Source organism: Rhodanobacter sp. FW106-PBR-R2A-2-24 (genome assembly GCF_058789615.1).
In genome coordinates, this window is sequence record NZ_JBYTBV010000002.1 from 2140524 (window position 1) to 2164764 (window position 24241).

Below are 24241 nucleotides of genomic sequence, written 5' to 3' on the forward strand. Positions count from 1 at the left end.
ATAGTTGCCGCCCCACACGCGACCCCATCGCCTCCACAGCAAGAGATTCATGGCCAAGAACCTGCTTATCGTCGAGTCGCCCGCCAAGGCCAAGACCATCAACAAATACCTGGGCAAGGATTTCCAGGTGCTCGCCTCCTACGGCCACGTGCGCGACCTCAAACCCAAGGAGGGTGCGGTCGACACCGAACACGGCTTCGCCATGAAGTACGAGGTGATCGAGCGCAACGAGAAACACGTCGACGCCATCGCCAAGGCCGCCAAGCTCGCCGACGACATCTACCTCGCCACCGACTTGGATCGCGAGGGCGAGGCGATCAGCTGGCACATCAGCCAGATCCTGGAAGACCGCGGCCTGACCAAGGGCAAGGCGCTGCACCGCGTGGTGTTCTCCGAGATCACGCCCAAGGCGATCAAGGCCGCAGTGGCCGCGCCGCGCGAGTTGTCGCTGGACATGGTGGACGCCCAGCAGGCGCGCCGTGCGCTGGATTACCTGGTGGGCTTCAACCTGTCGCCGGTGCTCTGGCGCAAGGTGCAGCGCGGCCTCTCCGCCGGTCGCGTGCAGTCGCCCGCGCTGCGCATGATCGTGGAGCGCGAGGAGGAGATCGAGGCGTTCAAGGCGCGCGAATACTGGACGGTGGAAGCCCAGCTCAAGCACGCCGAGGGCGAGTTCAGCGCCAAGCTCACCCGCCTGCACGGCAAGAAGTTCGAGCAGTTCGACCTCACCAACGAGGCCGACGCACTGGCCGCACGCGCCCAGCTCGCCGAAGCCGCGCATGGTCGGCTCACGGTGAGCGAGGTGGGTTCCAAGGAGCGCAAGCGCCGCCCCGCGCCGCCGTTCACCACCTCCACCTTGCAGCAGGAGGCCGCGCGCAAGCTGGGCTTCACCACCAGCCGCACCATGAAGGTGGCGCAAGGCTTGTACGAGGGCGTGGCGCTGGGCGGCGAGGGCAACGTTGGCCTCATCACCTACATGCGTACCGACTCCACCGCGCTGTCGCAGGACGCGCTGGGCGAACTGCGCGACCTGATCACCCGCGACTTCGGCACCAAGGCACTGCCCGACGCGCCGCAGGTCTACAAGACCAAGAGCAAGAACGCGCAGGAGGCGCACGAGGCGATCCGCCCCACCGCGGCCATGCGCACGCCGCGCGAAGTGGCTTCGTTCCTCAACGACGAACAGCGCAAGCTGTACGAGCTGATCTGGAAGCGCACCGTGGCCTGCCAGATGATCCACGCCACGCTCAACACCGTGTCGGTGGATTTCGCGCTGCCGCACGCCACTGGCGGCGATGCCGCCTTCCGCGCCACCGGCACCACCGTGGTCGATCCCGGCTTCCTCGCCGTGTACGAGGAAGGCCGCGACCAGAAGGCCGCCGACGAGGATGATGAAGGCCGCCGCCTGCCGCGACTGGAAAAGGGCGAGGCGGTGCCGCTGCACGCCATCGCCGCCGACCAGCACTTCACCGAGCCGCCGCCGCGCTACTCCGAGGCGAGCCTGGTGAAGACGCTGGAGGAGTACGGCATCGGCCGTCCGTCCACCTACGCCAGCATCATCCAGGTGCTCTTGAACCGCGAGTACGTGCTGCTCGACAGCCGCCGCTTCAAGCCCACCGACATCGGTCGCGCGGTGGGCAAGTTCCTCACCCAGCACTTCAGCCGCTACGTGGATTACGACTTCACCGCAAAGCTCGAGGACGAGCTGGACGCGGTGAGTCGCGGCGAGGAAGCCTGGGTGCCGCTGATGCAGCGCTTCTGGCAGCCGTTCAAGCAGCAGGTGGACGAGAAGACCGAGTCGGTGGATCGCAGCGAGGCCACCGGCGCGCGCGAGCTGGGCGCCGATCCGAAAACCGGCAAGCCGGTGTTCGTGCGGTTGGGTCGCTTCGGGCCGTATGCCGCGATCGGCGACAAGGACTCGGACGAGAAGCTGCAATTCGCTTCGCTGCGTCCCGGCCAGAGCATGCACACCATCACGCTGGAAGAGGCGCTGGAACTGTTCAAGCTGCCGCGCCAGCTGGGCAGCGCGCCGAACGGCGACGAGGTCAGCGTGGGAGTGGGCCGCTTCGGCGCCTTCGTGAAGCAGGGCAGCACCTACGCCTCGCTCAAACCCGAGGACGACCCCTACACCATCGAATTGCCGCGCGCGCTGCAGTTGGTGGCGGACAAGCTTGAAATGCTCGCCAACCGCGTCATCAACGACTTCGGCAACGGCGTGCAGGTGCTCAACGGCCGCTACGGCCCCTACATCACCGACGGCGAGAAGAACGCACGCATTCCCAAGGACCAGGAAGCCAAGGAGCTCACCGAGGCGCAGTGCCTGGAGCTGCTCGCCGCCGCACCGGCCAAGAAACCGGGCCGCTTCGGCAAGAAGACCGCGGCGAAGAAAACCGCCGCCAAGAAGGAGCCCGCCGCGAAGAAGGTGGCGGTCAAGAAGGCTGCGGCCAAGAAGGCGCCCGCGAAGAAAACGGCGACCAGGAAGACCGCCACCAAGAAGGCCGCCACCAAAAAAGCCGCCGCGAAAAAGACCCCCGCCTGATGCCTTGCATGCTGGCTCCTGCGGTGCTCCCCTCTCCCTCCGGGAGAGGGGTTGGGGGAGAGGGTTCGGGCTTGCCGCCGTGCTGCGCCGAGCCGTCGCCCGGCTGGATTCGCGCCACGGACGTGCAGGGCCCGGAACACTGACCTGATGCCGCAAACCTTCACCCTCGCCGAACTCGATGCCGCCGCCGCCCTGCTGCGCGCCGGCGGCGTGCTGGCCTATCCCACCGAAGGCGTCTACGGCCTGGGCGGCGATCCGCACAACCGCGCGGCCTTCGAGCAGATCTTCGCGCTCAAGCGGCGCCCTGCCACGCAGGGCGTGCTGTTGATCGCCGCCGACTTCGCGCAGGTGCGGCGCTACATCGACTTCGCCAAGGTGCCGGACAAGGTGCTGGAAGAGGTGCAGGCCAGCTGGCCCGGCCCGCATACCTGGATCTTTCCGCGCTCACCGGATGTGCCCGACTACGTGGCCGGCGGGCATGCCGGCATCGCACTGCGCGTCACCGCCCACGCGCCCGCCGCCGCGCTGTGCCGCGCGTTCGGCGGCGCCCTGGTTTCCACCAGCGCCAACCCGCACGGCGTGCCGCCGGCGATGAGCGCGCAGGCCGTGCGCGATTATTTCGGCGCCGCGCTGGATGGCCTGCTCGACGCCCCGCTGGGCGGACTGGATCGCCCCACCGGCATCCGCGACGCGCTCACCGGCGCCGTGATCCGCGCATGACGCCGCCGGAGTTTTCCCCTGCCTCGCCGGCGAGCATGCGGAGCAGCGTCGTGGCTGGCGTCAACAGCGAAGAGCAAGGCAAGGGCGGTCAGCGCCTGCCCCTGCTGCGCGCCGACGATCCGCAGCGCATCGTGGCCCACCGCCACGGCCAACCGGTGAGCGCGGCGCAGTTCCTCGCTCAGGTGCACGCGGTCGCCGCGTGGCTGCCCGCAGCGGGCGCCGCGGTGAACCTGTGCGACGACCGCTACGCCTTCCTGGTCGCTTTCTGCGCCCTGATTACGCGTGGCCAGACCAACCTGCTGCCGCCTTCGCGCGCACCGCAGGCGGTGGCCGAGGTGATGGCGGCCCATCCCGGCTGCTATGCCGTGGGCGAACAGGCGCTGGTGCACGCGCCGCCGGCCTACCATCGGCTGCCCACGCTGGATGTGGAACCCGTCGCCATCGGCGCCGCAGTGCCGGCCATCCATGCTGGACACCTCGCACTGATCGCCTATACCTCCGGTTCCACCGGCACGCCGCGCGCCCACGCCAAGAGCTGGCGCAGTCTCCACGCCAGCAGCGCCGGCACCCAGGCCATGTTGCGCGAGGTCGTCGGGGCGCCTTTCCACATCGTCGCCACCGTGCCGCCGCAACACATTTACGGCATCGAGATGAGCGTGCTGCTGCCGCTCCTCGGTGCGGCCGCCGTGCACGCCGGCCGCCCCTTCTTCCCCGCCGACGTGGCCCGCGCGCTGGCCGAGCTGCCCGCGCCGCGTCTCCTGGTCACCACGCCGGTGCACCTGCGCGCCCTGCTCGCCGCCGGCACTGTGCTGCCGCCGCTGGCGGCGATGCTTTCCGCCACCGCGCCGCTGTCGCCCGAGCTGGCCCGCGCTGCCGAAGCCGCCTTCGACGCGCCGCTGCTGGAAGTGTTCGGTTCCACCGAAACCTGCGCCATCGCCGGTCGCCGCCTCACCCGGGACGCCGACTGGATGCTGTTCGACGGCGTGCGCCTGCATCCGCAACCCGACGGCACCGCCGTGGACGCCGATCGGCTCGATGCTGCGGTGACCCTCGCCGACCTGGTGAGCCTCACCGACGACGGCCGCCGCTTCCAGCTGCGTGGCCGCAACACCGACCTGCTGGAAATCGCCGGCAAGCGTGCCTCGCTGGGCGACCTCACCCGCCGCCTGCTCGCCATCCCCGGCGTCGCCGACGGCGTGGTGTTCCAGCTCGACGAAGCCGACGCCAGCGGCGTGCGCCGCATCGCCGCGCTCGCGGTGGCGCCGACGCTCACCGAAGCCGCCATCCTCGATGCCCTGCGCACGGCCGTCGACCCGGTCTTCCTGCCACGCCGCCTGCGTCTGGTGGACGCGCTGCCGCGCAATGAGACGGGCAAGCTGCCAAGGGCGGCACTGCTGGCGCTGCTGGGTTGAGCCCGCTTGCTTCTCGCCTCTCCCGTTTGCGGGAGAGGCTGCCCGCAGGGCTGGAGAGGGGCTCCTGATCCTCGTTTTGTCGTCAGCACCAAAGCGGTTTCGTGCGCCTGCCGGCGTCATGGCTGAAGTTGCTGAGCTGCTGGCGGGTGTTCTGCTGCGCCGAGTTAAGTGAACCTGACCCCGTTCTTGAACCTGACCCCGTTCTTGGCGAAGCCCGCTTGCCCGCGTCCGGGAAGCCCCGCCTTACCCCCGCAGCGTCGGATGCTCCGCCTGCGGTTTGTCCAGGTGGTAGCCCTGCACCATGTCCACGCCGAATTCCCGCAGCAGGCGCAGGGTTGCCTCGTCTTCCACGAATTCGGCCACGGTTTGCTGGCCCATGCCGCGGGCCACTTCGATGATGGAGCGCACGAAGACCTGGTTGTCGCGGTCGTTGGGCAGGTTGCGGATGAACATGCCGTCGATCTTGAGCACGTCCACCTTGAGGTGCTTGAGGTAGGCGAAGGAGGCGAAGCCGCTGCCGAAGTCATCCAGGCACGGGATGCAGCCGGCCTGGCGCAGGGCGTCGATGAAGCGTGCGGCGTCGTGCAGGTCGGAAATGGCGGCGGTTTCGGTGAGTTCCACCAGCAGGCGCCCGGGCGCCACGCCGTGGCGGGCCAGCTCGGCGGTGATGAAGCCGGGCAGCTCGTGGTCGTCGATGGAGCGGCCGGAGATGTTGATGGCCAGTGCCGGCAGGGTGGGGTTGGCGGCCAGCACGGCGATGCTTTCGCGCACGACCCAGCGGTCGATGTCGAGGATCTTGCCGCTTTTCTCCGCGTGGCCGATGAATTCGCCCGGCGGGGCGCATTGCGTGGCGTCGGCTTCGTCCTGCATGCGCACCAGCGCTTCCAGATGCGTCAGCTGGCGGTTGCCCGCGTGGTACACGCCCTGGAAGTGCAGGCGCAGCAGATGGTGTTCCAGCGCGTAGTCGATGCGCTGGTTCCAGGCCAGACGCGTGGCCATCGCCTGCGCGGCGTCGTGGTCGGGGCGGTAGGTGTTCCAGCGGTTCTTGCCCTGGCGCTTGGCCTGGTACATGGCCATGTCGGCGTGCGATACCAGCTCCTCGGCGCTGCGGCCGTGGTCGGGGCAGTGCGCCACGCCGAGGCTGGTGGTCAACCGCAGGGCCTTGCCTTCGATCTCCAGCGTCGTGCCGCCCACGGTGCGCACGAGGCGCTCCGCCAGCGCGAGGGCGCTGTCCAGCGGGACGTGCGGCATGAACACGGCGAATTCGTCGCCGCCCAGCCGGCACAGGATATCGGCCTCGCGCATCAACGCCTTGGCCGCGCCGGCCACGCGCACCAGCATGGCGTCGCCGGCGAGGTGGCCGAAGTTGTCGTTGACGTACTTGAACTCGTCCAGGTCGAACAGCAGTACGGTGCAGCGTGGGTCGTCGTGCGCGCCATCCCTGAAGAAGCGCGCCAGTTCATCCTCGAAACGGCGGCGGTTGTACAGGCCGGTGAGCGCGTCGTGTTCGGCCAGGGTGATGAGCTGGTCGCGCCGCTGCGCCAGCTCGGCCGCCATGGTGTCGAAGGCGGCCGCCAGCCGCCCCAGTTCGTCCCGGCTTTCCGGCGCGATGGGCCCGGGGGTGCCGCCCCGGCCGAGTTCGTCCACGGCGCGGGTCAGCTGCTGCAGGGGGTGCGCCACCAGGCGATGGACGCGCCGGCGCAGCAGCCACAGCATGGGCAGCAGGATCAACGCGCCGGCGCCCAGCATCGCCAGCCAGGCCAGCAGCACCAGGTGGTTCACCCGCGTCTGCGGCAGCATGCTCACCTGGAACCAGCCCGGCCCGCGGATACGCGACCAGGCCACCCACCAGCTGCCGTCAGGCGTGCGCCCCGCGCCGGTGTCGCTGTGCGCGGACAGCACCATGTGCTGCACCTTCTCCAGCACCGGATCGTGCAGCATGGCGATCTGCAACTGGCCTTGCGCGGTGGCGATGCGCTGGCGCAGCTGGGTGTAGGCGAGCAGGTTGCCGCGGCCGTCGATGATGAGCCGCTGCACGGCGGTGCCGTGGTTGTCGTCCACCGAATCGAGCAGGGTCTGGATGGCCACGTCGTGGCCGACCGTGCCCACCCAGCGGCCGTGCCAGTCCAGCGGCGCGATCACCGACACCATCCAGGTGCGGGCCTGGTTATCCCGGTACACCGGCGTCCAGAACACCTTGCGCGTGGGGTTGCGGTGCGGGTCGGCGCCCAGCATGGTGGGATAGTCGGCGTTGCTGGCCTTGGCATCGGCGTTGTCGCCCCAGTCGATGCCGCGGGCGTACACCATCAGGCCGTTTTCCACGAAATCCATGTAGGCCGAGAAGAACGGTGGCACCAGCGCCGGACCCTGCTCGCGCAGCAGCTGGTAACTGACCACGGCGCGCAGGCGCGCCGAATCGGACAGCCCGTGCGGCCCGTCGTGCAGGTACAGCGTGGGTGCGTGCACGCTGTCCACCAGCGCGGGGCGCACGCGCCACAAGCCGTCGGGGCTGCGCACGAACAGCTGGTCGAACCGTTCGACGGCGCCGGGCGGGGCATCGTCCAGGCGTTCCAGCAACACCTTGCGCAAACGCAGCACGCTGGCGTTGGCTTGCACCAGCAGGTTTTCGTTGGTCTGCGCCTTCAGTTGCGCCCATTGCTGGATGACCAGCGGCACGACGCGATCCGCCACCAGGCGCAGCGCGACCAGGCCCAGCACCGACAGCAACAGGATCACTGCCAGGAACAGCCCCCACAGCGTGAGGGAAAGCCGGCGGATCAGCGAGGTGTTGGCGGTGGCGGGCAGCAAGGCATCATCCTGTTTGACGTTCCTGAAGGCCGGCTTCGGAGTGGCTTGGCCCGCATTCGGGATACGGTCGATTTATCCAGCATGGATGTCAACGACCCGTCTAGCAGGGTGTTGAGAAAGTGCTTTCCTGCACTTTCTCAACTCGCCGCGTCCGGCACATGTCCGGACGCGGCTCCGCCGAGCAAGCCGTTGCGTGCCTGCCCGACAGCCAGCCCAGCGGGACGGCGGCGGGCGCGGCCCGGCTACAATGGCCGTCCATTTCCGCGCGGCGACGCGTTTTCGGAGTCATCGGCATGAAAGTCCTGGTCATCGGCAACGGCGGGCGCGAGCACGCGCTGGCGTGGAAGCTCAAGCAGTCGCTGCGGGTTTCCGAGGTGATCGTGGCACCCGGCAACGCGGGCACCGCGCACGAGCGCGGCGTGCGCAACGCGGACGTGGCGGTGACCGACCTGGACGGCCTGCTGGCGCTGGCCAGGGCCGAAAAGATCGAGTTGACCGTGGTCGGCCCCGAAGTGCCGCTGGTGGCCGGTGTGGTGGACAAGTTCCGCGCGGCGGGCCTGCGCATCTTCGGGCCGCGCGCGGTCGCCGCGCAGCTCGAAGGCTCCAAGGCCTTCGCCAAGGATTTCCTCCTGCGCCACAACATTCCCACCGCGCGCTACGCGGTGTTCACCGAACTGAATCCCGCGCTGGCCTATGTACGCACGCATGGCGCGCCCATCGTCATCAAGGCCGACGGGCTGGCCGCCGGCAAGGGCGTGGTGGTGGCGCTGACCCAGGCCGACGCCGAGCTGGCGCTGCACGACATGCTGGGCGCGCACGCCTTCGGCGACGCCTCCGCACGCGTGGTGATCGAGGAATTCCTCGACGGCGAGGAAGCCAGCTACATCGTGATGAGCGACGGCAGCCACGCGCTGCCGATGGCCTCCAGCCAGGATCACAAGCGCCGTGACGAGGGCGACCTCGGGCCCAACACCGGCGGCATGGGCGCCTATTCGCCCGCGCCGGTGGTCACGCCCGAGGTGGAGAAGCGCATCCTCAAGGAAGTGATCGAGCCCACCTTGCACGGCATGGCGATGGAGGGCGCGCCCTTCATCGGCTTCCTCTACGCGGGCCTGATGATCGACAAGGCCGGCAACCCCAAGGTCATCGAGTTCAACGTGCGCTTCGGCGATCCGGAAACGCAGCCCATCATGCTGCGGCTGAAGAGCGACCTGGTGGAGCTGATCGAGGCCGCGCTGGACGGCGAGCTGCGCCACACCCGCGCGCAGTGGGATGCGCGCCCTTCGCTGGGCGTGGTGCTGGCCGCCGGCGGCTACCCCGGCAAGGTGAAGAGCGGCGACGTCATCGACGGCCTCGACGCACAACTGGGCGCCGACGCCAAGGTGTTCCATGCCGGCACCAGGCTGGATGCGGAAGGCCGCGCGGTCACCGCCGGCGGCCGCGTGCTCACCGTGTGCGCGCTGGGCAAGGACATCGCCGCCGCCCGCGAAACCGCCTACGACGCGGTGGCGAAGATTCATTTCGACGGAGCGTTCTGTCGGCGCGACATCGCGCACCGGGCACTGCATCGCTGATCGCCGTTCTCCCGCCCGTGCTTGCAGGGGGCGGGTTGGGCTGAGGTGATCTTGCGCGCAAGTCAGCGCGGCTGCGCCGCGCTCCTCTCCCGCCTTCGGCACCCTCTCCCGCAGGCGGGAGAGGGGAGGGCCTCACGCCAGCGCGGCGTCCACCACCGACTGCGCTTCGGCCAGCAGGCTGTCGAGATGCGCCTCGTCCTTGAAGCTCTCGGCGTAGATCTTGTAGATCGCCTCGGTGCCGGAGGGGCGGGCGGCGAACCAGCCGTGTTCGGTCACCACCTTGATGCCGCCGATGGCGGCGTCGTTGCCGGGTGCCTTGTCGAGCACGGCGGTGACGCGGTCACCGGCGATGCGTTCGGCGGCGATCTGCGCAGGCGACAGTCTGGAGAGTCTGGCCTTCTGCGCCGGCGTGGCGGCGGCGTCGACCCGGCGGGTGTGTGGCTGGCCGAGTTCGGCGGTGAGGCGCGCGTAGACCTCGCCGGGGTCGCGGCCTTCGCGCGCGGTGATCTCGGCGGCGAGCAGGCCCGGCACCAGGCCGTCCTTGTCGGTGCTCCACGCGCCGCCGTCGAATCGCAGCAGGGAGGCGCCGGCGCTTTCCTCGCAGCCGAAGCCGAGCGTGCCGTCGTGCAGGCCGGGCGCGAACCATTTGAAGCCCACCGGCACCTCGTAGAGCTGGCGGCCAAGGCGCGCCGCCACACGGTCGATCAGCGCGGTGCTCACCACGGTCTTGCCCACCATCGCCTGCGCGTTCCAGCCCGGGCGCCGGCGGAAGAGGTAGTCCACCAGCACGCTGAGGTAGTGGTTGGCGGGCAGCAGCCCGGCCGAGCGCGTCACCACGCCGTGGCGGTCGTGGTCGGTGTCGCAGGCGCAGGCCACGTCGTAGGCGTCGCGCAGGCCGATCAGGCGCTGCATGGCGTAGCTGGAAGAAGGATCCATGCGGATCTTGCCGTCCCAGTCCACGCTCATGAAGGCGAATTGCGGGTCGACGGTTTCGCTCACCACGGCTAGCGCGATGCGGTGGTGCTCGGCGATGGCGCGCCAGTAGTGCACGCCCGCGCCGCCCAGCGGATCGACGCCCAGCCGCACGCCGGCGCTGCGGATCGCGTCGAAGTCCACCACGTGGGCGAGGTCGGCGACGTAGGCATGGAGGAAGTCGTGCTCATGCGTGCTGGCTGCCTTGCGCGCCTGCGCGTAGGGCATGCGGCGCACTTCGCGCAGGCCGCCTTCCAGCAGCGTGTTGGCGCGGTTCTCCACCCACTTGGTGATGGTGGTGTCGGCGGGGCCGCCGTTGGGCGGGTTGTACTTGAAACCGCCGTCGGCGGGCGGGTTGTGCGAGGGCGTGATGACGATGCCGTCGGCCAGGCCCGTGCTGCGGCCGTGGTTGTAGACCAGGATGGCGTGCGACACCGCCGGCGTGGGCGTGAACTCGCCGCCGGCCGAGATCATCGTCGCCACGCCGTTGGCGGCCAGCACTTCCAGCGCCGTCTCGAAGGCGGGCTGCGACAGCGCGTGCGTGTCGGCGCCGATGAACAGCGGGCCATCGATGCCCTGCGCCTGGCGGTAATCGCAGATCGCCTGCGTCACCGCGAGGATGTGCGCCTCGTTGAAGCTGCGCTCGAACGCCGAGCCACGATGGCCCGAGGTGCCGAAGGCGACGCGCTGCGCGGGCATGGTGGGGTCGGGTTTGAGGTCGGCGTAGGCGGCCAGCAGGGCGGGCACGTCGACGAGGATGGAGGCGGGTGCCGGCTGGCCGGCGAGTGGGCTGATCTGTGGGCTCATGGAAATCTCGACTTTCTTGCTGCTTTTGGTGGGTGTCGAACCCAAGCCATCTTCTTACCGTTCGCCCTGAGCGTAGGCCCGAAGGGCTGAAGTCGAAGGGCCGCCTCGACTCCGCTTGCTAACGCAAGCTGCGCTCAGCGCGAACGGGACTTTCAACGGAATGTCATCACGAACCAGGTTGAGCGGAAGGTGTTTGGGCCGGTCACGCTGACCTGCCACCACGCAGCGCGCGATAACGTCGGATCAGCGCATTGGTGGAGCTGTCGTGCGCGAGTCGGGGTTCGTCCTTCGCCACCAGTTCGGCGATGGTGGTCTTGGCAAGCTGCTTGCCCAGCTCCACGCCCCACTGGTCGAAGGAGTCGATGCCCCAGATCGCGCCCTGCACGAACACGCTGTGTTCGTACAGCGCCACCAGGGTGCCCAGCGCGTAGGGCGTGAGTTTCCTGGCGAGGATGGTGCTGCTGGGACGATTGCCTTCGAACGTGCGGTGCGGCGCCAGCGCGGCGTCGGTGCCTTCGGCGAGGACTTGCGCGGTGGTCTTGCCGAAGGCCAGCGCTTCGCCCTGCGCGATCAGGTTGGCGAGCAGCAGGTCGTGCTGGTCGCCGCCGCCCTGGGCCGGCACGGGCTGCAAGGTCTGGCCGAAGCCGATGAAGTCGCAGGGGATCAGGTGCGTGCCTTGGTGGATCAGCTGGTAGAACGAGTGCTGGCCGTTGGTGCCGGGCTCGCCCCAGTAGATCGGGCCGGTGGCGTAGTCCACCGTTTGGCCGTCCAATGTCACGTGCTTGCCGTTGGACTCCATGGTGAGCTGTTGCAGGTAGGCCGGGAAGCGCTTGAGGTATTGCTCGTAGGGCAGCACCGCCACCGTGGCGGCGCCGAGGAAGTTGGCGTTCCACAGGCCGAGCAGGCCCATCAGCACGGGCAGGTTGGCCTCGAACGGCGCGCTCGCGAAATGCTCGTCCATGGCGTGGAAGCCATCGAGCATGGCGCGGAAGTGCTCCGGGCCGATCGCCAGCATGGTGGACAGGCCGATCGCCGAGTCCATCGAGTAGCGCCCACCCACCCAGTCCCAGAAGCCGAACATGTGCTGCGTGTCGATGCCGAACTTCGCCACTTCCGTGGCGGCGGTGGACACCGCCACGAAGTGCTTCGCCACAGCCTGTTCGTCGCCCAGCGCGGCCACGCACCAGGCGCGTGCCGCGTGCGCGTTGCTCAGCGTCTCCAGCGTGGTGAAGGTCTTGCTGCAGACGATGAACAGCGTCTCGGCGGCGTCCAGGTCGTGCACGGCCTCGGCGAAATCCACGCCGTCAACGTTGGAGACGAAGCGGCAGCGCATGTCGCGCCGGCTGTAGTCGCGCAGCGCTTCATACGCCATCACCGGCCCGAGGTCGGAGCCACCGATGCCGATGGAAACCACGTTGCGGATCGGCTTGCCGCTGTGGCCCTTCCACGCGCCGCTACGTACGGCGTCGGCGAACGTGGCCATGCGATCCAGCACGGCGTGCACCTCGGGCACCACGTCGTGGCCGTCGACCTCGATGTGCGCATCGCGCGGCGCACGCAGCGCCACGTGCAGCACGGCGCGGTGTTCGGTGGCGTTGATCCTGTCGCCGCGGAACATCGCCGCGATGCGGCCCTTGAGGTCGCGCGCCGTGGCCAGCGCACGCAGCAGGCGCAACGCCTCGTCGTCCACGCGCTGCTTGGCGTAGTCGAAGTACAGGCCGACGGCCTCGGCCGCGAGTCGCTCGCCGCGTTGCGGATCGGCGGCGAACAGCTCGCGCAGGTGGCGGGTTTCGAGCTGCCTGCAGTGTTGCTGCAGGGCTTGCCACTCGGGCAGCAGGGTGAGGTCGGCGCGGCTCATCGGGCGACGGGCTCCCGGCTCCTGGCGTCCAGCGCGGCCTGCTTGTCGGCGATGCGCTGGAGCATCTGCTGCCACGACTTCACGAAGGCCTCGGCGCCGTCGTCCTGCAGCTTCTTCGCCAGTGCGTCGAGGTTCACGCCGATGGCGGCGATCTTCGCCAGCACCGCCTCGGCGTTGCCGCCGTCCGCCGGCATCGCGTCGCCGGGTTGGCCGTGGTCGGCCACCGCGTGCAGGGTTTTCTCGGGGATGGTGTCGATGGTGTTGGGTGCGGCCAGCGCATCCACGTACAGCGTGTCGGAGGCGTGCGGGTCCTTGCTGCCGGTGGATGCCCACAGCAGGCGCTGCGGGCGCGCGCCTTTGGCCGCGAGTTTCTGGAAGCGCGCCGAGGCCAGCAGCTCGCGGTAGGCGCGATAGGTCTGCCGCGCCACCGCGATGCCCAGCGTGTTGTGCTGCTCGGCGGGCAGTTGCGCGTTGGCCGCCACGTCCCAGCGGCTGATGAAGACCGAGGCCACCGAGGCCACCAGCGGGTCGAGCCCGGCGGCAAGGCGGCGCTCGATGCCGCGCAGGTAGGCTTCCGCCGCCGCCTGGTACTGATCGCGCGAGAACAGCAGGGTGACGTTGATCGGGATGCCGCGGAAGATCGCTTCCTCGATGGCCGGAATGCCCTCGGGCGTGCCGGGAATCTTCACGAACAGGTTGGGCCGCTGCGCCTGCGCGTGGATCGCCTCGGCGGCGGCGATGGTGCCCGCGGTGTCGGCGGCAAGCAGGGGCGAGACTTCCATCGACACCCAGCCGTCCACCTGGTGGGTGGCGTCGAACACCGGCTTGAACAGGTCGGCGGCGCGGCGCAGGTCTTCCAGCGCCAGCTCCATGAACAGTGGCTCGCCCGAGAGCCCGGCCAGCGATTTGGCGTGGATTGCCGCGTCATAGGCTTCGCCGCTGCCGATGGCGGCGTCGAAGATGCTGGGGTTGGAGGTGAGCCCGGTGACCGAGTAGTCGCGGAGGTAGCGCGCCAGCGTGCCGTCGTCGAGCAGGGTGCGGGTGATGTTGTCCAGCCAGAGGCTCTGGCCGAGGTCGTGCAGTTGCTGGGTTGCTTTCATGGTGATGGTCACTTGAAAGAATGGGGAGGGGAGTTTGTCGAATACTCCGTTCGTACTGAGCGTAGCTTGCGGCAGCAAGCGTACGCGGGGAAGCACCATGGATGGCGCTGGTTTTGAGGCGCGGCCATCCTTGGCCGCTCCCCGCGTAGGCTCGGTGGCCTACGCTCGGGGTGAACGGTGAGGAGAGGTTGCAGCCGCATCGATCATAGGAAGTCACCAAGCTTACGCCCGCGCAGTTCCGCGATGCACGCGATCTCCAGGTCGGGCGCGGGCTCGATGCGCTGGCCCGCGGCGGCGGCGTAGTGGCCCTGCTTCACCCACACCGTGGTGAGGCGCGCGCCCAGCAGGCGCTTCATGTCGGCGAGGATCTGCGGCTTGTCGTCCACCATCGCGTAATGCGCGGCGGGAAAGCGTTGCTGCATGGCATCCAGCATCCGCTGCTTGTGCGGGTAGATCAGCACGTCGCCGTGGAGTGCGTCCCACAGGCCGGCGCGCTGCACCTTGCGCGGCTGGAACACCACGTCGCCGTCGGAGAGGATCGCCGGCCGGCCCAGCGTATGCAGGTGGGCGAGGGTTTCCATCGCGCCGGGGAACAGCCGCTGCTCGAACGGGTAGTCGAGCAGGAAGCCGGACATTTCCAGCAGGGCGGGATGGTTTTCCAGCCCGCTGCGGAAGCGCTGCAGGCTGGCGAGGTAGTCGGCGTAGCCCAGCTCCGTGCGCAGCGCGTCGTAGATCGCCCAGTAGCGCGCACGCTCGGCGGCGCCGAAGCGGCGCTCCAGTTCGTCGCCGAGGTCGGCGGCGAAGCGATCGTTGTCGAGCAGGGTGTCGTCGACGTCGAGCAGGATCACCAGCGGCGCGGTGGCCGTCACGGCGCGGCCTCCGGCTGCGGGTCGTGCCAGCCCTCGGCGCCGGCAAGTTGGGCGGCCTCGGGCGGGCCCCAACTGCCGGGGTCGTACAGGCGTGCGGCGTCGGGGTGGTCGAGCACGCCGTCCACCACGCGCCAGGCGGCCTCCATGCATTCGTCGCTGGTGAACAAGGCGTTGTCGCCGCGCAGCGCGTCGCCCAGCAGGCGTTCGTAGGGGGTCATTTCGGCGGCAGCGTGGTGGCGGGCGATCAGCTCCACCGATTCGCCCGCCAGCGCCTCGCCCGCGCGCTTCACCCGCATGCCCTCGGCGATCACCACCTGCGGACTCAGGCGGAAGCGGAAGTAATTGGATTCGCGCGCGCCCACGGCGTCGAACACCGACAGCGGCGGCGCCTTCATGTCCACCATCACCTGGGTGGTGGTGAGCGGCAGGCATTTGCCGGCGCGGATCAGGAAAGGCACACCGGCCCAGCGCCAGGTGTCGATGAAAAGACGCAGCGCCACGAAGGTTTCCACGTCGGAATCCGCCGCCACGCCGGGCACGGCACGGTAGCCCTTGAACTGGCCGCGCACCACGTCCGCCGGCGCCAGCGGGCGCATCGCGCGGAACAGGCGCAGCTTCTCGGCGTTCAGCGCGGCGGGATCGCTGCCGACGGGGGCGTCCATCGCCAGCAGCGCGGTGACCTGCAATAGATGGTTCTGCAACACGTCGCGGATCGCGCCCACCCCTTCGTAGAAGCTGCCGCGGCCGTCCACGCCGAACTGCTCGGCCATGCTGATCTGCACGCGATCCACGTAGCGGTTGTTCCACACCGGTTCCAGCACGCTGTTGGCGAAGCGGAAATACAGCAGGTTCTGCACCGCTTCCTTGCCGAGGTAGTGGTCGATGCGGAACACGGCGGACTCGGGGAAAACCTCGTGCAGCGTGCGATTCAGCGCTTGCGCCGAGGCGAGGTCACGGCCGAAGGGTTTTTCCACCACCACCCGTGCGCCCTTGGCGCAGCCGGCGGCCGCCAGCCCCTGCACCACCGTACCGAACAGCGCGGGCGGGATGGCGAAGTAGTGCAGGGGCGCGCGCGACTCGCCCAGCGCCTGCTTGAGTTGGGCGAACGTGGCGGCGTCGGCATAGTCACCATCGATGTAGTGCAGGCGCGCCATGAGTCTGGCGAAGGCGGTTTCGTCCGGCGTCGTGCCGGCCTTGCGCGCGGCCTCTTCCACGCTGGCGCGGGCACGCTGGCGCAACTGCTCCAGGCTCCAGCCTGCATGCGCCACGCCGATGATGGGCAGGTCGAAACCGTCACGGCCCAGCATGGCCAGGAGAGCGGGGAAGATCTGCTTGTAGGCGAGGTCGCCAGTGGCGCCGAAGAACACCAGGGCATCGCAAGCGGGGTTGGGCATGGCTGGGGCGTCCTTGTGGAAGGCGCAGCATCGGCCAGGGGCGCCGCTGTTTGCAACGGGGCGGCGCGCGGCGCCGGTTACAATGCGAACGACTCGCGCAGCGCGAACGCAGGCCAGGCCACATGCATATCTTCAAGATTTTCCAGATCGAGGCGGCGCACCGCCTGCCCCACGTGCCGGCAGGGCACAAGTGCGCGCGCCTGCACGGGCACTCGTTCCGCATCGAGGTGCACGTGGCCGGCGCGCCCGATCCGCACAGCGGCTGGGTGATGGACTTCGCCGACGTCAAGGCGGCTTTCGCGCCGCTGTTCGAGCAGCTCGACCATCACTATCTGAATGACATCGAGGGGCTGGACAACCCCACCAGCGAAATGCTGGCGCGCTGGATCTTCCAGCGCCTGCGCGAGCGCCTGCCGGGGCTGGACAAGGTGGTGGTGCACGAAACCTGCACCTCGGGCGCCAGCTGTGGTCGAACAGATTTTTGATGCGCCGCCACGTTGGCGCATGGATCGTAATAGGTTGTGTTTCATGAACATTTGCCTAGCGATCTGACTTTGTCCGGAAAAACATATTGCACTGCACAAAATTACCTGTTAGAGTGCTTCCCACTACCCGCACACCCCACCGAGGGCAAGCACATGACGACGCAATTCACCAACCCGTTTTTTGCCTACACCAAACAGGCTGCCGAGGGCGCGTTCAAGGCACAGTCGCTGGCGCTGAAGAGCCTGGAGACGGTTGCCGCCCTGCAGATCAAGGCGCTGGAGCAGCAGGCGCTGGCCTCGTCGGCCTTTGTGGCCGAAGTGCTCGAGGCGCGCGACGCCGACGCGCTGCGCGACCTGTGGGAAAAGGGCAGCACCCTGAGCCGTGAGCAGGCCGAGCGCGCCGTGACGGTCTCGCAGGAAATCCTTGCCGTGACGCAAAAAACGGCGGAGTCCCTGCAGGCGCTGGTGCTGGAGCAGCGCCAGGCCGCCAATGATGCGGCCACCGCGCCGACGGCCAAGAAGGCCGCCAAGTAAAACCTTGCGGTTTCCCCGAGTGGCACCCTGTCGCGCGGCCCCTCCCCAGTGGCGCGACAGTCTGGGCCGGACTTCCCCAAGTCCGGCCCTTTTCTTTAGCTGAATCAGTTCATAGCGGTGGCCCGACGACAGCGCTGCGCGGCGCATCGCCGCGCCCCGACGGCTTGTGGCTGCAAGGACGGCACTGCTATACTTTTACGGATCGGATCACGGCTTGTATCTGCATCGGTGCTCCGGTGGAAGCCGCTGCGGAGGGGTTGCGTGCTCAACAGTCTCGGTAGCGGTCGACGCCTCGCCTGGCGAGTGGTGTCGCTGCAATTGCTGGTGGCGGCGCTGGTCGGTGCGGCATTCCTGTGGCAGGGGCCGCGCGCGGCGGTATCGGCGACGGCGGGGGCTGGTGTGGTGGCGCTGGGTACCGCGCTGTTTTCCGTGCAGGCCTTCGGCCGGCTGGTGGGTGGCGCAACGGCTTTCTTTCGCCTCTTGCTGGGTTGGCTGGTGAAGTGGGTGGTGGTGATTGGCGGCTTGGCCGTGATCCTGTTGCAGTACAAGTTGCCGCCATTGGCCGCCGTGATGGGCTTGCTGGCGGCCAATGCGGTTCATCTGCTGGCGTTCAGATTCAAGGGTTGAGGCATGGCAAGCGAGCCGGGCGGTCTTTCCGAATACATCCAGCACCACCTTACGCACCTCGTTCCGCAGACGAGCAAAGAAGGTTTCTGGGCAATACACATCGACTCGATCACGGTGTCGTTGGTGCTGGGCGTGTTCTTCTGTCTGTGGTTCTGGTCGAAGGCGCGCAAGGCCACGGCCGGCGTGCCGTCCAAGGGCCAGGCCTTCGTCGAGATCATCCTCGAGTTCGTCGACGGCCAGGTCAAGGATGTGTTCCACGGCGATCGCCGCGTACTCGGCCCGCTGGCGCTGACCGTGTTCGTCTGGGTATTCCTGATGAACGCGATGGATCTGCTGCCGGTCGACCTGCTGCCGTGGATCACCGAGAAATTCGGCATCGGCCACTTCCGCGCCGTGCCCACCGCCGACACCAACATGACCTTCGCCATGTCGATCACGGTGTTCCTGCTCATCATCGTCTACAGCTTCAAGGCCAAGGGCTTCGGTGGCTACATGCGCGAGTTGTTCACCGCGCCGTTTGGTAATCACTGGTCGCTGTGGATCTGGAATTTTCTGCTGAACGTGGTCGAGCTGGTGTCCAAGCCAGTGAGTCTGGCGATGCGACTGTTCGGCAACATGTATGCGGGCGAGTTGGTGTTCATGCTGATCGCCGGCCTGTTCAGCGCGGGCGCGGGCGTGGCCGGCTGGGCGCTGTATGGCATGGGCATCATCGGCTACACGGTGTGGGGCATCTTCCACATCCTGATCATCTCGATCCAAGCCTTCATCTTCATGGTGCTGACCATCGTGTACATCTCGATGGCGCACGACCATCACTGACTGTTTTTCCTTTCAACGCGTAACCGTTTTTCTTTTCTCGAGGAGATCACCGTGGAACTAGTCGCTCACATCGCCCAAGTTCAGGGCTTCACCGCCATCGCGCTCGGCCTCATCATCGGCCTCGGTGCGCTCGGCGCCTGTATCGGTATCGGCGTCATGGGTTCGAAGTTCCTGGAAGCCGCTGCCCGCCAGCCCGAGCTGGTGCCGCTGCTGCAGGGTCGCATGTTCCTGCTCGCCGGCCTGATTGACGCGGCGTTCCTGATCGGCGTGGCGCTGGCCATGTACTTCGCATTCGCGAATCCGCTGCTGTCGAACCTGACGGCTGCGGCGGGTCACTGATCGCCCTGGCCCACGGCGCCGCCTCGACGGCGCCGTTGCCTCGTGCGGGAGCTTTGGCGCCCGTGCTCGTAAATCCACGTTACAGGTAACGCAGCGATGCTTCCCAACGGCACTCTGATCGGCGAAATGATTGCTTTCGCCATCCTGATCTGGTTCTGCGTCCAGTTCATCTGGCCGCACATCAACAAGGCCATCGAGGATCGGCAGCTCAAGATCGCCGAGGGTCTCGGCGCCGCCGAGCGCGCGCATGCCGAGCTGAAGGACGCCGACGCCAAGGTTGCCGACGAGGTGCGCAAGGCGCGCCAGCAAGCATCCGAGATCATCGACAAGGCCCAGCAGCAGGCCAACGGCATCCTCGACAAGGCCCGCACCGATGCGGTGGCCGAGATCAATCGCCTGAAGGCCGCTGCGCAGGACGACATCGCCGCGATGGCGCAGCAGGCGCGCGAGCAATTGCGCGAGCGCGTGGGTGCACTGGCCGTGCAGGGCGCCGCGAAGATCGTGCAGCGCGAAGTGGATGCGACGGCGCACAAGGCGCTGCTCGACCAGCTCGCCGCGGAAATCTGAGCCATGGCGCAAGCTATCACCCTCGCTCGACCCTACGCCCGCGCCGCTTTCGAGCTGGCGCGGGAAAGCGGCGCGTTGCCGGCCTGGTCGCAGGCGCTGGGTTTCGCTGCCGCGGTGGCCGCCGACCCTCGCGCTGCCGGCCTCGGCAACGATCCGCGCGTGCAGCCGGCCCAGTTGGTGGCGCTGCACCTGCCGCAGGGCATCGCGGCCGATGCGCCGTTCGCGTCCTTCCTCACCGAACTGGCCGAACATCGCCGCATGGCACTGTTGCCGGAGGTGGCGGCACTGTTCGAACAGTATCGCCGCGAGTCCGAGTCGCAGCTGCTGGTCAAGGTGACCAGCGCGATGGCGCTGGACGCAGCCCAGGTCGAGCAGCTCAAGGCCTCGCTCAAGCGCCGTTTCGGTCGCGAGATCGACCTGCAGGCGGCGGTCGATCCGGCGCTGCTGGCCGGCGTGGTGATCGACGCCGGCAACGAAGTGATCGACGGTTCCGCACGCGGGCGCCTGCAGCGTCTCGCCAGCAGCTTGGCACAGTGATTTCACGCGAAACCCGTTTCGCGCAGGGCAAGACAAGGCGTCCGCGCCGCACGCTCTAAAGACCGCATCGCGATTACAAAAATCCAGGATATCGACCCATGTCCAGCACCACTCTCAACCCGTCCGAGATCAGCGAACTGATCAAGCACCGCATCGAGCAGTTCAAGCTCGGCGCGGAAGCCCGCAACGAGGGCACGATCATCAGCGTGTCCGACGGCATCGTGCGCATCCACGGCCTGGCCGACGTGATGCAGGGCGAAATGATCGAGCTGCCGGGCAACGCCACCGCACTGGCGCTGAACCTGGAGCGCGACTCGGTCGGCGCCGTGGTGCTGGGCGACTACAAGCATCTGAAGGAAGGCGATACCGCCAAGACCACCGGCCGCATCCTCGAAGTGCCGGTCGGCCCTGAGCTGCTGGGCCGCGTGGTCGACGCGCTGGGCAATCCGATCGACGGCAAGGGCCCGCTGGGCGCCAAGCTCAACGCCCCCATCGAGAAGGTGGCGCCGGGCGTGATCTGGCGCAAGAGCGTGGATCAGCCGGTGCAGACCGGCTACAAGTCGGTGGACGCGATGATCCCGGTGGGCCGCGGCCAGCGCGAGCTGATCATCGGCGACCGCCAGACCGGCAAGACCGCGCTGGCGATCGACGCCATCATCAACCAGAAAGACTCGGGCATCTTCTCGATCTACGTGGCGATCGGCCAGAAGCGCTCCTCGGTTGCCAACGTGGTGCGCAAGCTGGAAGAGAACGGCGCGCTGGCCAACACCATCGTGGTGGTCGCCTCCGCCTCCGAGTCGGCCGCGCTGCAGTACATCGCGCCCTACGCCGGCTGCGCCATGGGCGAGTACTTCCGCGACCGCGGCATGGACGCGCTGATCGTGTACGACGACCTCAGCAAGCAGGCTGTGGCCTATCGCCAGATCTCGCTGCTGCTGAAGCGCCCGCCGGGCCGCGAAGCCTACCCGGGCGACGTGTTCTATCTCCACTCGCGCCTGCTCGAGCGCGCCTCGCGTGTCTCCGAGGAGTATGTGGAGAAGTTCACCCACGGCGAAGTCAAGGGCAAGACCGGCTCGCTCACCGCGCTGCCGATCATCGAAACCCAGGCCGGCGACGTGTCCGCCTTCGTGCCGACCAACGTCATCTCGATCACCGACGGCCAGATCTTCCTGGAAACCGACCTGTTCAACGCCGGCATCCGCCCGGCCGTGAACGCCGGCATCTCGGTGTCGCGCGTGGGTGGTTCGGCGCAGACCAAGATCGTCAAGAAGCTCTCCGGCGGCGTCAAGCTGGCGCTGGCGCAGTACCGTGAACTGGCCGCGTTCGCGCAGTTCGCCTCCGATCTCGATCCGGCCACCCGCGCCCAGCTCGACCGCGGCCAGCGCGTGACCGAGCTGATGAAGCAGAAGCAGTACGCGCCGCTCTCCATCGCCGAATTGGCACTCTCCGTGTACGCCGCCGAAAAGGGCTACCTGGACGACCTGCCGGTGAACAAGGTGCTGGATTTCGAGAAGGGCCTGCACGCCTTCATGCACCAGACCCACGGCGAGCTGATGAAGAAGCTGGTCGCCACCGGTGCCTGGGACGGCGAGATCGAAAGCGTCTTCAAGGCCTCGCTGGACGAGTACAAGAAGACGGGTAGCTGGTAAGAGAGCCGGGACTCGGGATTCGGCACTCGGGACTCGCGCAAGCGCGTCCCGCAGCTTCCGGATCGCGAGGCCTGCATACGAGATACAACTCGGGTTGACGGTCTCGGCGGTGCCGAGTCCTGCGTCCCGAGTCCCGAGTCCCGAGGTAGACCTGTGGCAAGCGGACGCGAAATCAAAACCAAGATCAAGAGCACGCAGAACATGCGCAAGGTGACGCGCGCGCTTGAAATGGTCTCGGCCTCGAAGATCCGCAAGGCGCAGGATCTGATGAAGGCCTCGCGCCCCTATGCGCGGCAGATGCGCAAGGTGATCGCGCACGTGGCGCAGGCCTCGACGGACTTCAAGCATCCGTTCCTGGTGGAGCGGCCGAACGTGGCGCGGGTGGCCTACATCGTGGTGTCCACCGACCGCGGCCTGTGCGGCGGCCTGAACTCCAACCTGTTCCGCAAGCTGTTGCCGGCGGTGCAGGCCTGGCAGGAGCAGGGCGTCGCCGTCGACGTGGTGGCGATCGGCCAGAAGGCGCAGCAGTTCTTCCGCCGCCTCAAGGGCGTGAACCTGGTCGGCAGCGTCACCCACCTGGGCGAGCGGCCCAAGCTGGAACAGTTGATCGGCGTCATCAAGGTGGTGCTGGACGCCTACCAGGCCAACGGCCTGGATCGCGTCTTCCTCGCCTACAACGACTTCGTCAACACCATGACGCAGACGGCCACCGTCGATGCGCTGCTGCCGCTGCCGCTGGTGGCGGCGGAGCTGGAAGCGCATCAGGCTGCCGGGGAGTCGGCGTATGCCGGCATCAAGCTCGAGCAGGGCCACGACTGGGACTACATCTACGAGCCCGATGCGCCGACCGTGCTGGAGCACGTGCTGGGCCGTTACATCGAGGCGGTGGTGTACCAGGGCGTGCTGGAAAACCACGCCAGCGAGCACGCCGCACGCATGGTCGCGATGAAGAGCGCGTCGGACAACGCGAACAAGGTGATCGACACGCTGACCCTGGTCTACAACAAGACCCGCCAGGCCGCGATCACGCAGGAAATCAGCGAGATCGTGGGAGGAGCTGCCGCGGTGTAACCGCGACAGCCCTTGAAAAGAACGCATAGCGACGACTCGTCGGCGCTGATACGAAATCACAAAGATTCATCCGGAGCACTCCAAATGAGCCAGGGCAAAGTTGTTCAGATCATCGGCGCGGTCATCGACGTGGAGTTTCCGCGCGATCAGGTGCCGCAGGTGTACGACGCGCTGAAGATCGACGGTACCGAGATCACGCTGGAAGTGCAGCAGGTGCTGGGCGACGGCGTGGTGCGTACCATCGCGCTGGGTTCCACCGACGGCCTGAAGCGTGGCCTGACGGCCCGCAACACCGGCGAAGGCATCAAGGTGCCGGTGGGCAACGCCACGCTCGGCCGCATCATGGACGTGCTGGGCAACCCGGTGGACGAAGTCGGCCCGATCAACGCCGAAGACCACTGGGTGATCCACCGCGAGGCGCCGTCCTACGACGAGCAGGCGCTGGCCAACGAGCTGCTGGAAACCGGCATCAAGGTGATCGACCTGGTCTGTCCGTTCGCCAAGGGCGGCAAGGTCGGCCTGTTCGGCGGCGCCGGCGTGGGCAAGACGGTGAACATGCTGGAACTCATCAACAACATCGCCACCCAGCACGCGGGCCTGTCGGTGTTCGCCGGCGTGGGTGAGCGTACCCGCGAAGGCAACGACTTCTACCACGAGATGCAGGACGCCGGCGTCGTCAAGATCGACAACCTGCCCGAGTCGAAAGTGGCGATGGTCTACGGCCAGATGAACGAGCCGCCGGGCAACCGCCTGCGCGTGGCGTTGACCGGCCTGACCATGGCCGAGTACTTCCGCGACCAGAAGGACGAGCACGGCAAGGGCAAGGACGTGCTGTTCTTCGTGGACAACATCTACCGCTACACGCTGGCCGGCACCGAGGTGTCCGCGCTGCTCGGCCGCATGCCGTCGGCGGTGGGCTACCAGCCGACCCTGGCCGACGAAATGGGCGTGCTGCAGGAGCGCATCACCTCCACCAAGACCGGTTCGATCACCTCGATCCAGGCCGTGTACGTGCCCGCGGACGACCTGACCGACCCGTCGCCGGCCACCACCTTCGCGCATCTGGATTCCACGGTGACGCTGTCGCGCAACATCGCCTCGCTGGGCATCTACCCGGCGGTGGATCCGCTGGACTCCACCAGCCGCCAGCTCGATCCGCAGGTGGTTGGCCAGGAGCACTACGACATCGCCCGCCGCGTGCAGGGCATGCTGCAGCGCTACAAGGAGCTGAAGGACATCATCGCCATCCTCGGCATGGACGAGCTGTCCGAAGAGGACAAGCAGGTGGTGGCGCGCGCCCGCAAGTGCGAGCGCTTCTTCAGCCAGCCCTTCCATGTGGCCGAAGTGTTCACCGGCGCGCCGGGCAAGTACGTGTCGCTGAAGGAAACCATCCGCGGCTTCAAGATGATCGTCGAAGGCGAAGTCGACCACCTGCCCGAGCAGGCGTTCTACATGGTTGGCGGTATCGACGAGGCGATCAAGAAGGGCGAGGAAATGGGCGCCAAGCAATCCGCGTAAGCGGATTGCGCATGAGCACGGGCGCTCTCGCGTCGGAACCACGTC

At 67.8% G+C, this 24241-nt stretch carries 20 protein-coding genes; 14 read left to right on the forward strand and 6 right to left on the reverse strand.

Annotation, left to right across the window (positions count from 1 at the left end; genetic code table 11):
• Positions 1-49: 49 nt before the first annotated feature.
• The 3 genes from AC3WQA_RS10925 (at position 50) to AC3WQA_RS10935 (ending at position 4668) form a co-directional block, all read left to right on the forward strand.
• Entirely contained in the window at positions 50-2536 is a 2487-nt protein-coding gene (locus tag AC3WQA_RS10925) for a DNA topoisomerase I (protein ID WP_492675078.1), read from the forward strand.
• Positions 2537-2683: 147 nt separating this feature from the next.
• A complete protein-coding gene (gene tsaC, locus AC3WQA_RS10930) occupies positions 2684-3256 on the forward strand; it encodes an L-threonylcarbamoyladenylate synthase type 1 TsaC (protein ID WP_492675079.1) in 573 nt (190 codons plus the stop codon).
• 35 nt (positions 3257-3291) lie between these two features.
• Complete coding sequence (locus AC3WQA_RS10935) at positions 3292-4668, forward strand: AMP-binding protein (protein WP_492675080.1); 1377 nt, start codon at positions 3292-3294, stop codon at positions 4666-4668.
• 243 nt (positions 4669-4911) lie between these two features.
• Here the strand turns inward: AC3WQA_RS10935 and AC3WQA_RS10940 are convergent, their stop codons facing one another.
• Entirely contained in the window at positions 4912-7476 is a 2565-nt protein-coding gene (locus AC3WQA_RS10940) for an EAL domain-containing protein (RefSeq protein WP_492675081.1), read from the reverse strand.
• 293 nt (positions 7477-7769) lie between these two features.
• Between AC3WQA_RS10940 and purD the strand changes: the two genes are divergently transcribed.
• A complete protein-coding gene (purD, locus tag AC3WQA_RS10945) occupies positions 7770-9050 on the forward strand; it encodes a phosphoribosylamine--glycine ligase (protein WP_492675082.1) in 1281 nt (426 codons plus the stop codon).
• Positions 9051-9182: 132 nt separating this feature from the next.
• On the opposite strand, the gene pgm is transcribed toward purD, so the two are convergent.
• The 5 genes from pgm to zwf all read right to left on the reverse strand — a co-directional run bounded on the left by pgm (position 9183) and on the right by zwf (position 16050).
• Entirely contained in the window at positions 9183-10829 is a 1647-nt protein-coding gene (gene pgm, locus AC3WQA_RS10950) for a phosphoglucomutase (alpha-D-glucose-1,6-bisphosphate-dependent) (RefSeq protein WP_492675083.1), read from the reverse strand.
• Positions 10830-11031: 202 nt separating this feature from the next.
• Positions 11032-12687 (reverse strand): glucose-6-phosphate isomerase, encoded by a 1656-nt coding sequence (pgi, locus tag AC3WQA_RS10955; RefSeq protein ID WP_492675084.1) that lies wholly within the window; start codon positions 12685-12687, stop codon positions 11032-11034.
• On the reverse strand, positions 12684-13787 hold the full coding sequence (gene tal / locus AC3WQA_RS10960) for a transaldolase (protein WP_492675085.1): 1104 nt from the start codon (positions 13785-13787) through the stop codon (positions 12684-12686). Before tal ends, pgi begins: the two co-directional genes overlap by 4 nt.
• Positions 13788-13990: 203 nt before the next feature.
• Positions 13991-14656 (reverse strand): HAD family hydrolase, encoded by a 666-nt coding sequence (locus tag AC3WQA_RS10965; protein ID WP_492675086.1) that lies wholly within the window; start codon positions 14654-14656, stop codon positions 13991-13993.
• Entirely contained in the window at positions 14653-16050 is a 1398-nt protein-coding gene (gene zwf, locus AC3WQA_RS10970; protein WP_492675087.1) for a glucose-6-phosphate dehydrogenase, read from the reverse strand. The genes AC3WQA_RS10965 and zwf overlap by 4 nt, the downstream gene beginning before the upstream one ends.
• Positions 16051-16172: 122 nt before the next feature.
• Between zwf and queD the strand changes: the two genes are divergently transcribed.
• From queD to atpD, 10 genes are all read left to right on the forward strand, one after another.
• Positions 16173-16535: a 6-carboxytetrahydropterin synthase QueD gene (gene queD / locus AC3WQA_RS10975; protein ID WP_492675088.1), complete on the forward strand. Its 363-nt coding sequence runs from the start codon at positions 16173-16175 to the stop codon at positions 16533-16535.
• A 153-nt stretch (positions 16536-16688) separates the two neighbouring features.
• Positions 16689-17069 carry a phasin family protein gene (locus tag AC3WQA_RS10980; RefSeq protein WP_492675089.1) on the forward strand — a complete coding sequence of 127 codons (381 nt, stop codon included), beginning with the start codon at positions 16689-16691 and terminating at the stop codon, positions 17067-17069.
• Positions 17070-17330: 261 nt separating this feature from the next.
• A complete protein-coding gene (locus tag AC3WQA_RS10985) occupies positions 17331-17696 on the forward strand; it encodes a hypothetical protein (RefSeq protein ID WP_492675090.1) in 366 nt (121 codons plus the stop codon).
• 3 nt (positions 17697-17699) lie between these two features.
• Positions 17700-18515 carry a F0F1 ATP synthase subunit A gene (gene atpB / locus AC3WQA_RS10990; RefSeq protein WP_492675091.1) on the forward strand — a complete coding sequence of 272 codons (816 nt, stop codon included), beginning with the start codon at positions 17700-17702 and terminating at the stop codon, positions 18513-18515.
• A gap of 45 nt (positions 18516-18560) precedes the next feature.
• Positions 18561-18854, forward strand: coding sequence for a F0F1 ATP synthase subunit C (gene atpE / locus AC3WQA_RS10995; RefSeq protein ID WP_217316683.1), 294 nt, complete (start codon positions 18561-18563; stop codon positions 18852-18854).
• 96 nt (positions 18855-18950) lie between these two features.
• Positions 18951-19421, forward strand: coding sequence for a F0F1 ATP synthase subunit B (locus tag AC3WQA_RS11000; protein WP_492675092.1), 471 nt, complete (start codon positions 18951-18953; stop codon positions 19419-19421).
• A gap of 3 nt (positions 19422-19424) precedes the next feature.
• Complete coding sequence (locus tag AC3WQA_RS11005) at positions 19425-19958, forward strand: F0F1 ATP synthase subunit delta (protein ID WP_492675093.1); 534 nt, start codon at positions 19425-19427, stop codon at positions 19956-19958.
• A 98-nt stretch (positions 19959-20056) separates the two neighbouring features.
• On the forward strand, positions 20057-21607 hold the full coding sequence (gene atpA, locus AC3WQA_RS11010; protein WP_492675094.1) for a F0F1 ATP synthase subunit alpha: 1551 nt from the start codon (positions 20057-20059) through the stop codon (positions 21605-21607).
• A gap of 153 nt (positions 21608-21760) precedes the next feature.
• On the forward strand, positions 21761-22678 hold the full coding sequence (gene atpG / locus AC3WQA_RS11015) for a F0F1 ATP synthase subunit gamma (RefSeq protein ID WP_492675095.1): 918 nt from the start codon (positions 21761-21763) through the stop codon (positions 22676-22678).
• Between the two features lie 84 nt (positions 22679-22762).
• Positions 22763-24196, forward strand: a complete 1434-nt coding sequence (atpD, locus tag AC3WQA_RS11020; protein WP_492675096.1) for a F0F1 ATP synthase subunit beta — start codon at positions 22763-22765, stop codon at positions 24194-24196.
• Positions 24197-24241 lie beyond the last annotated feature (45 nt).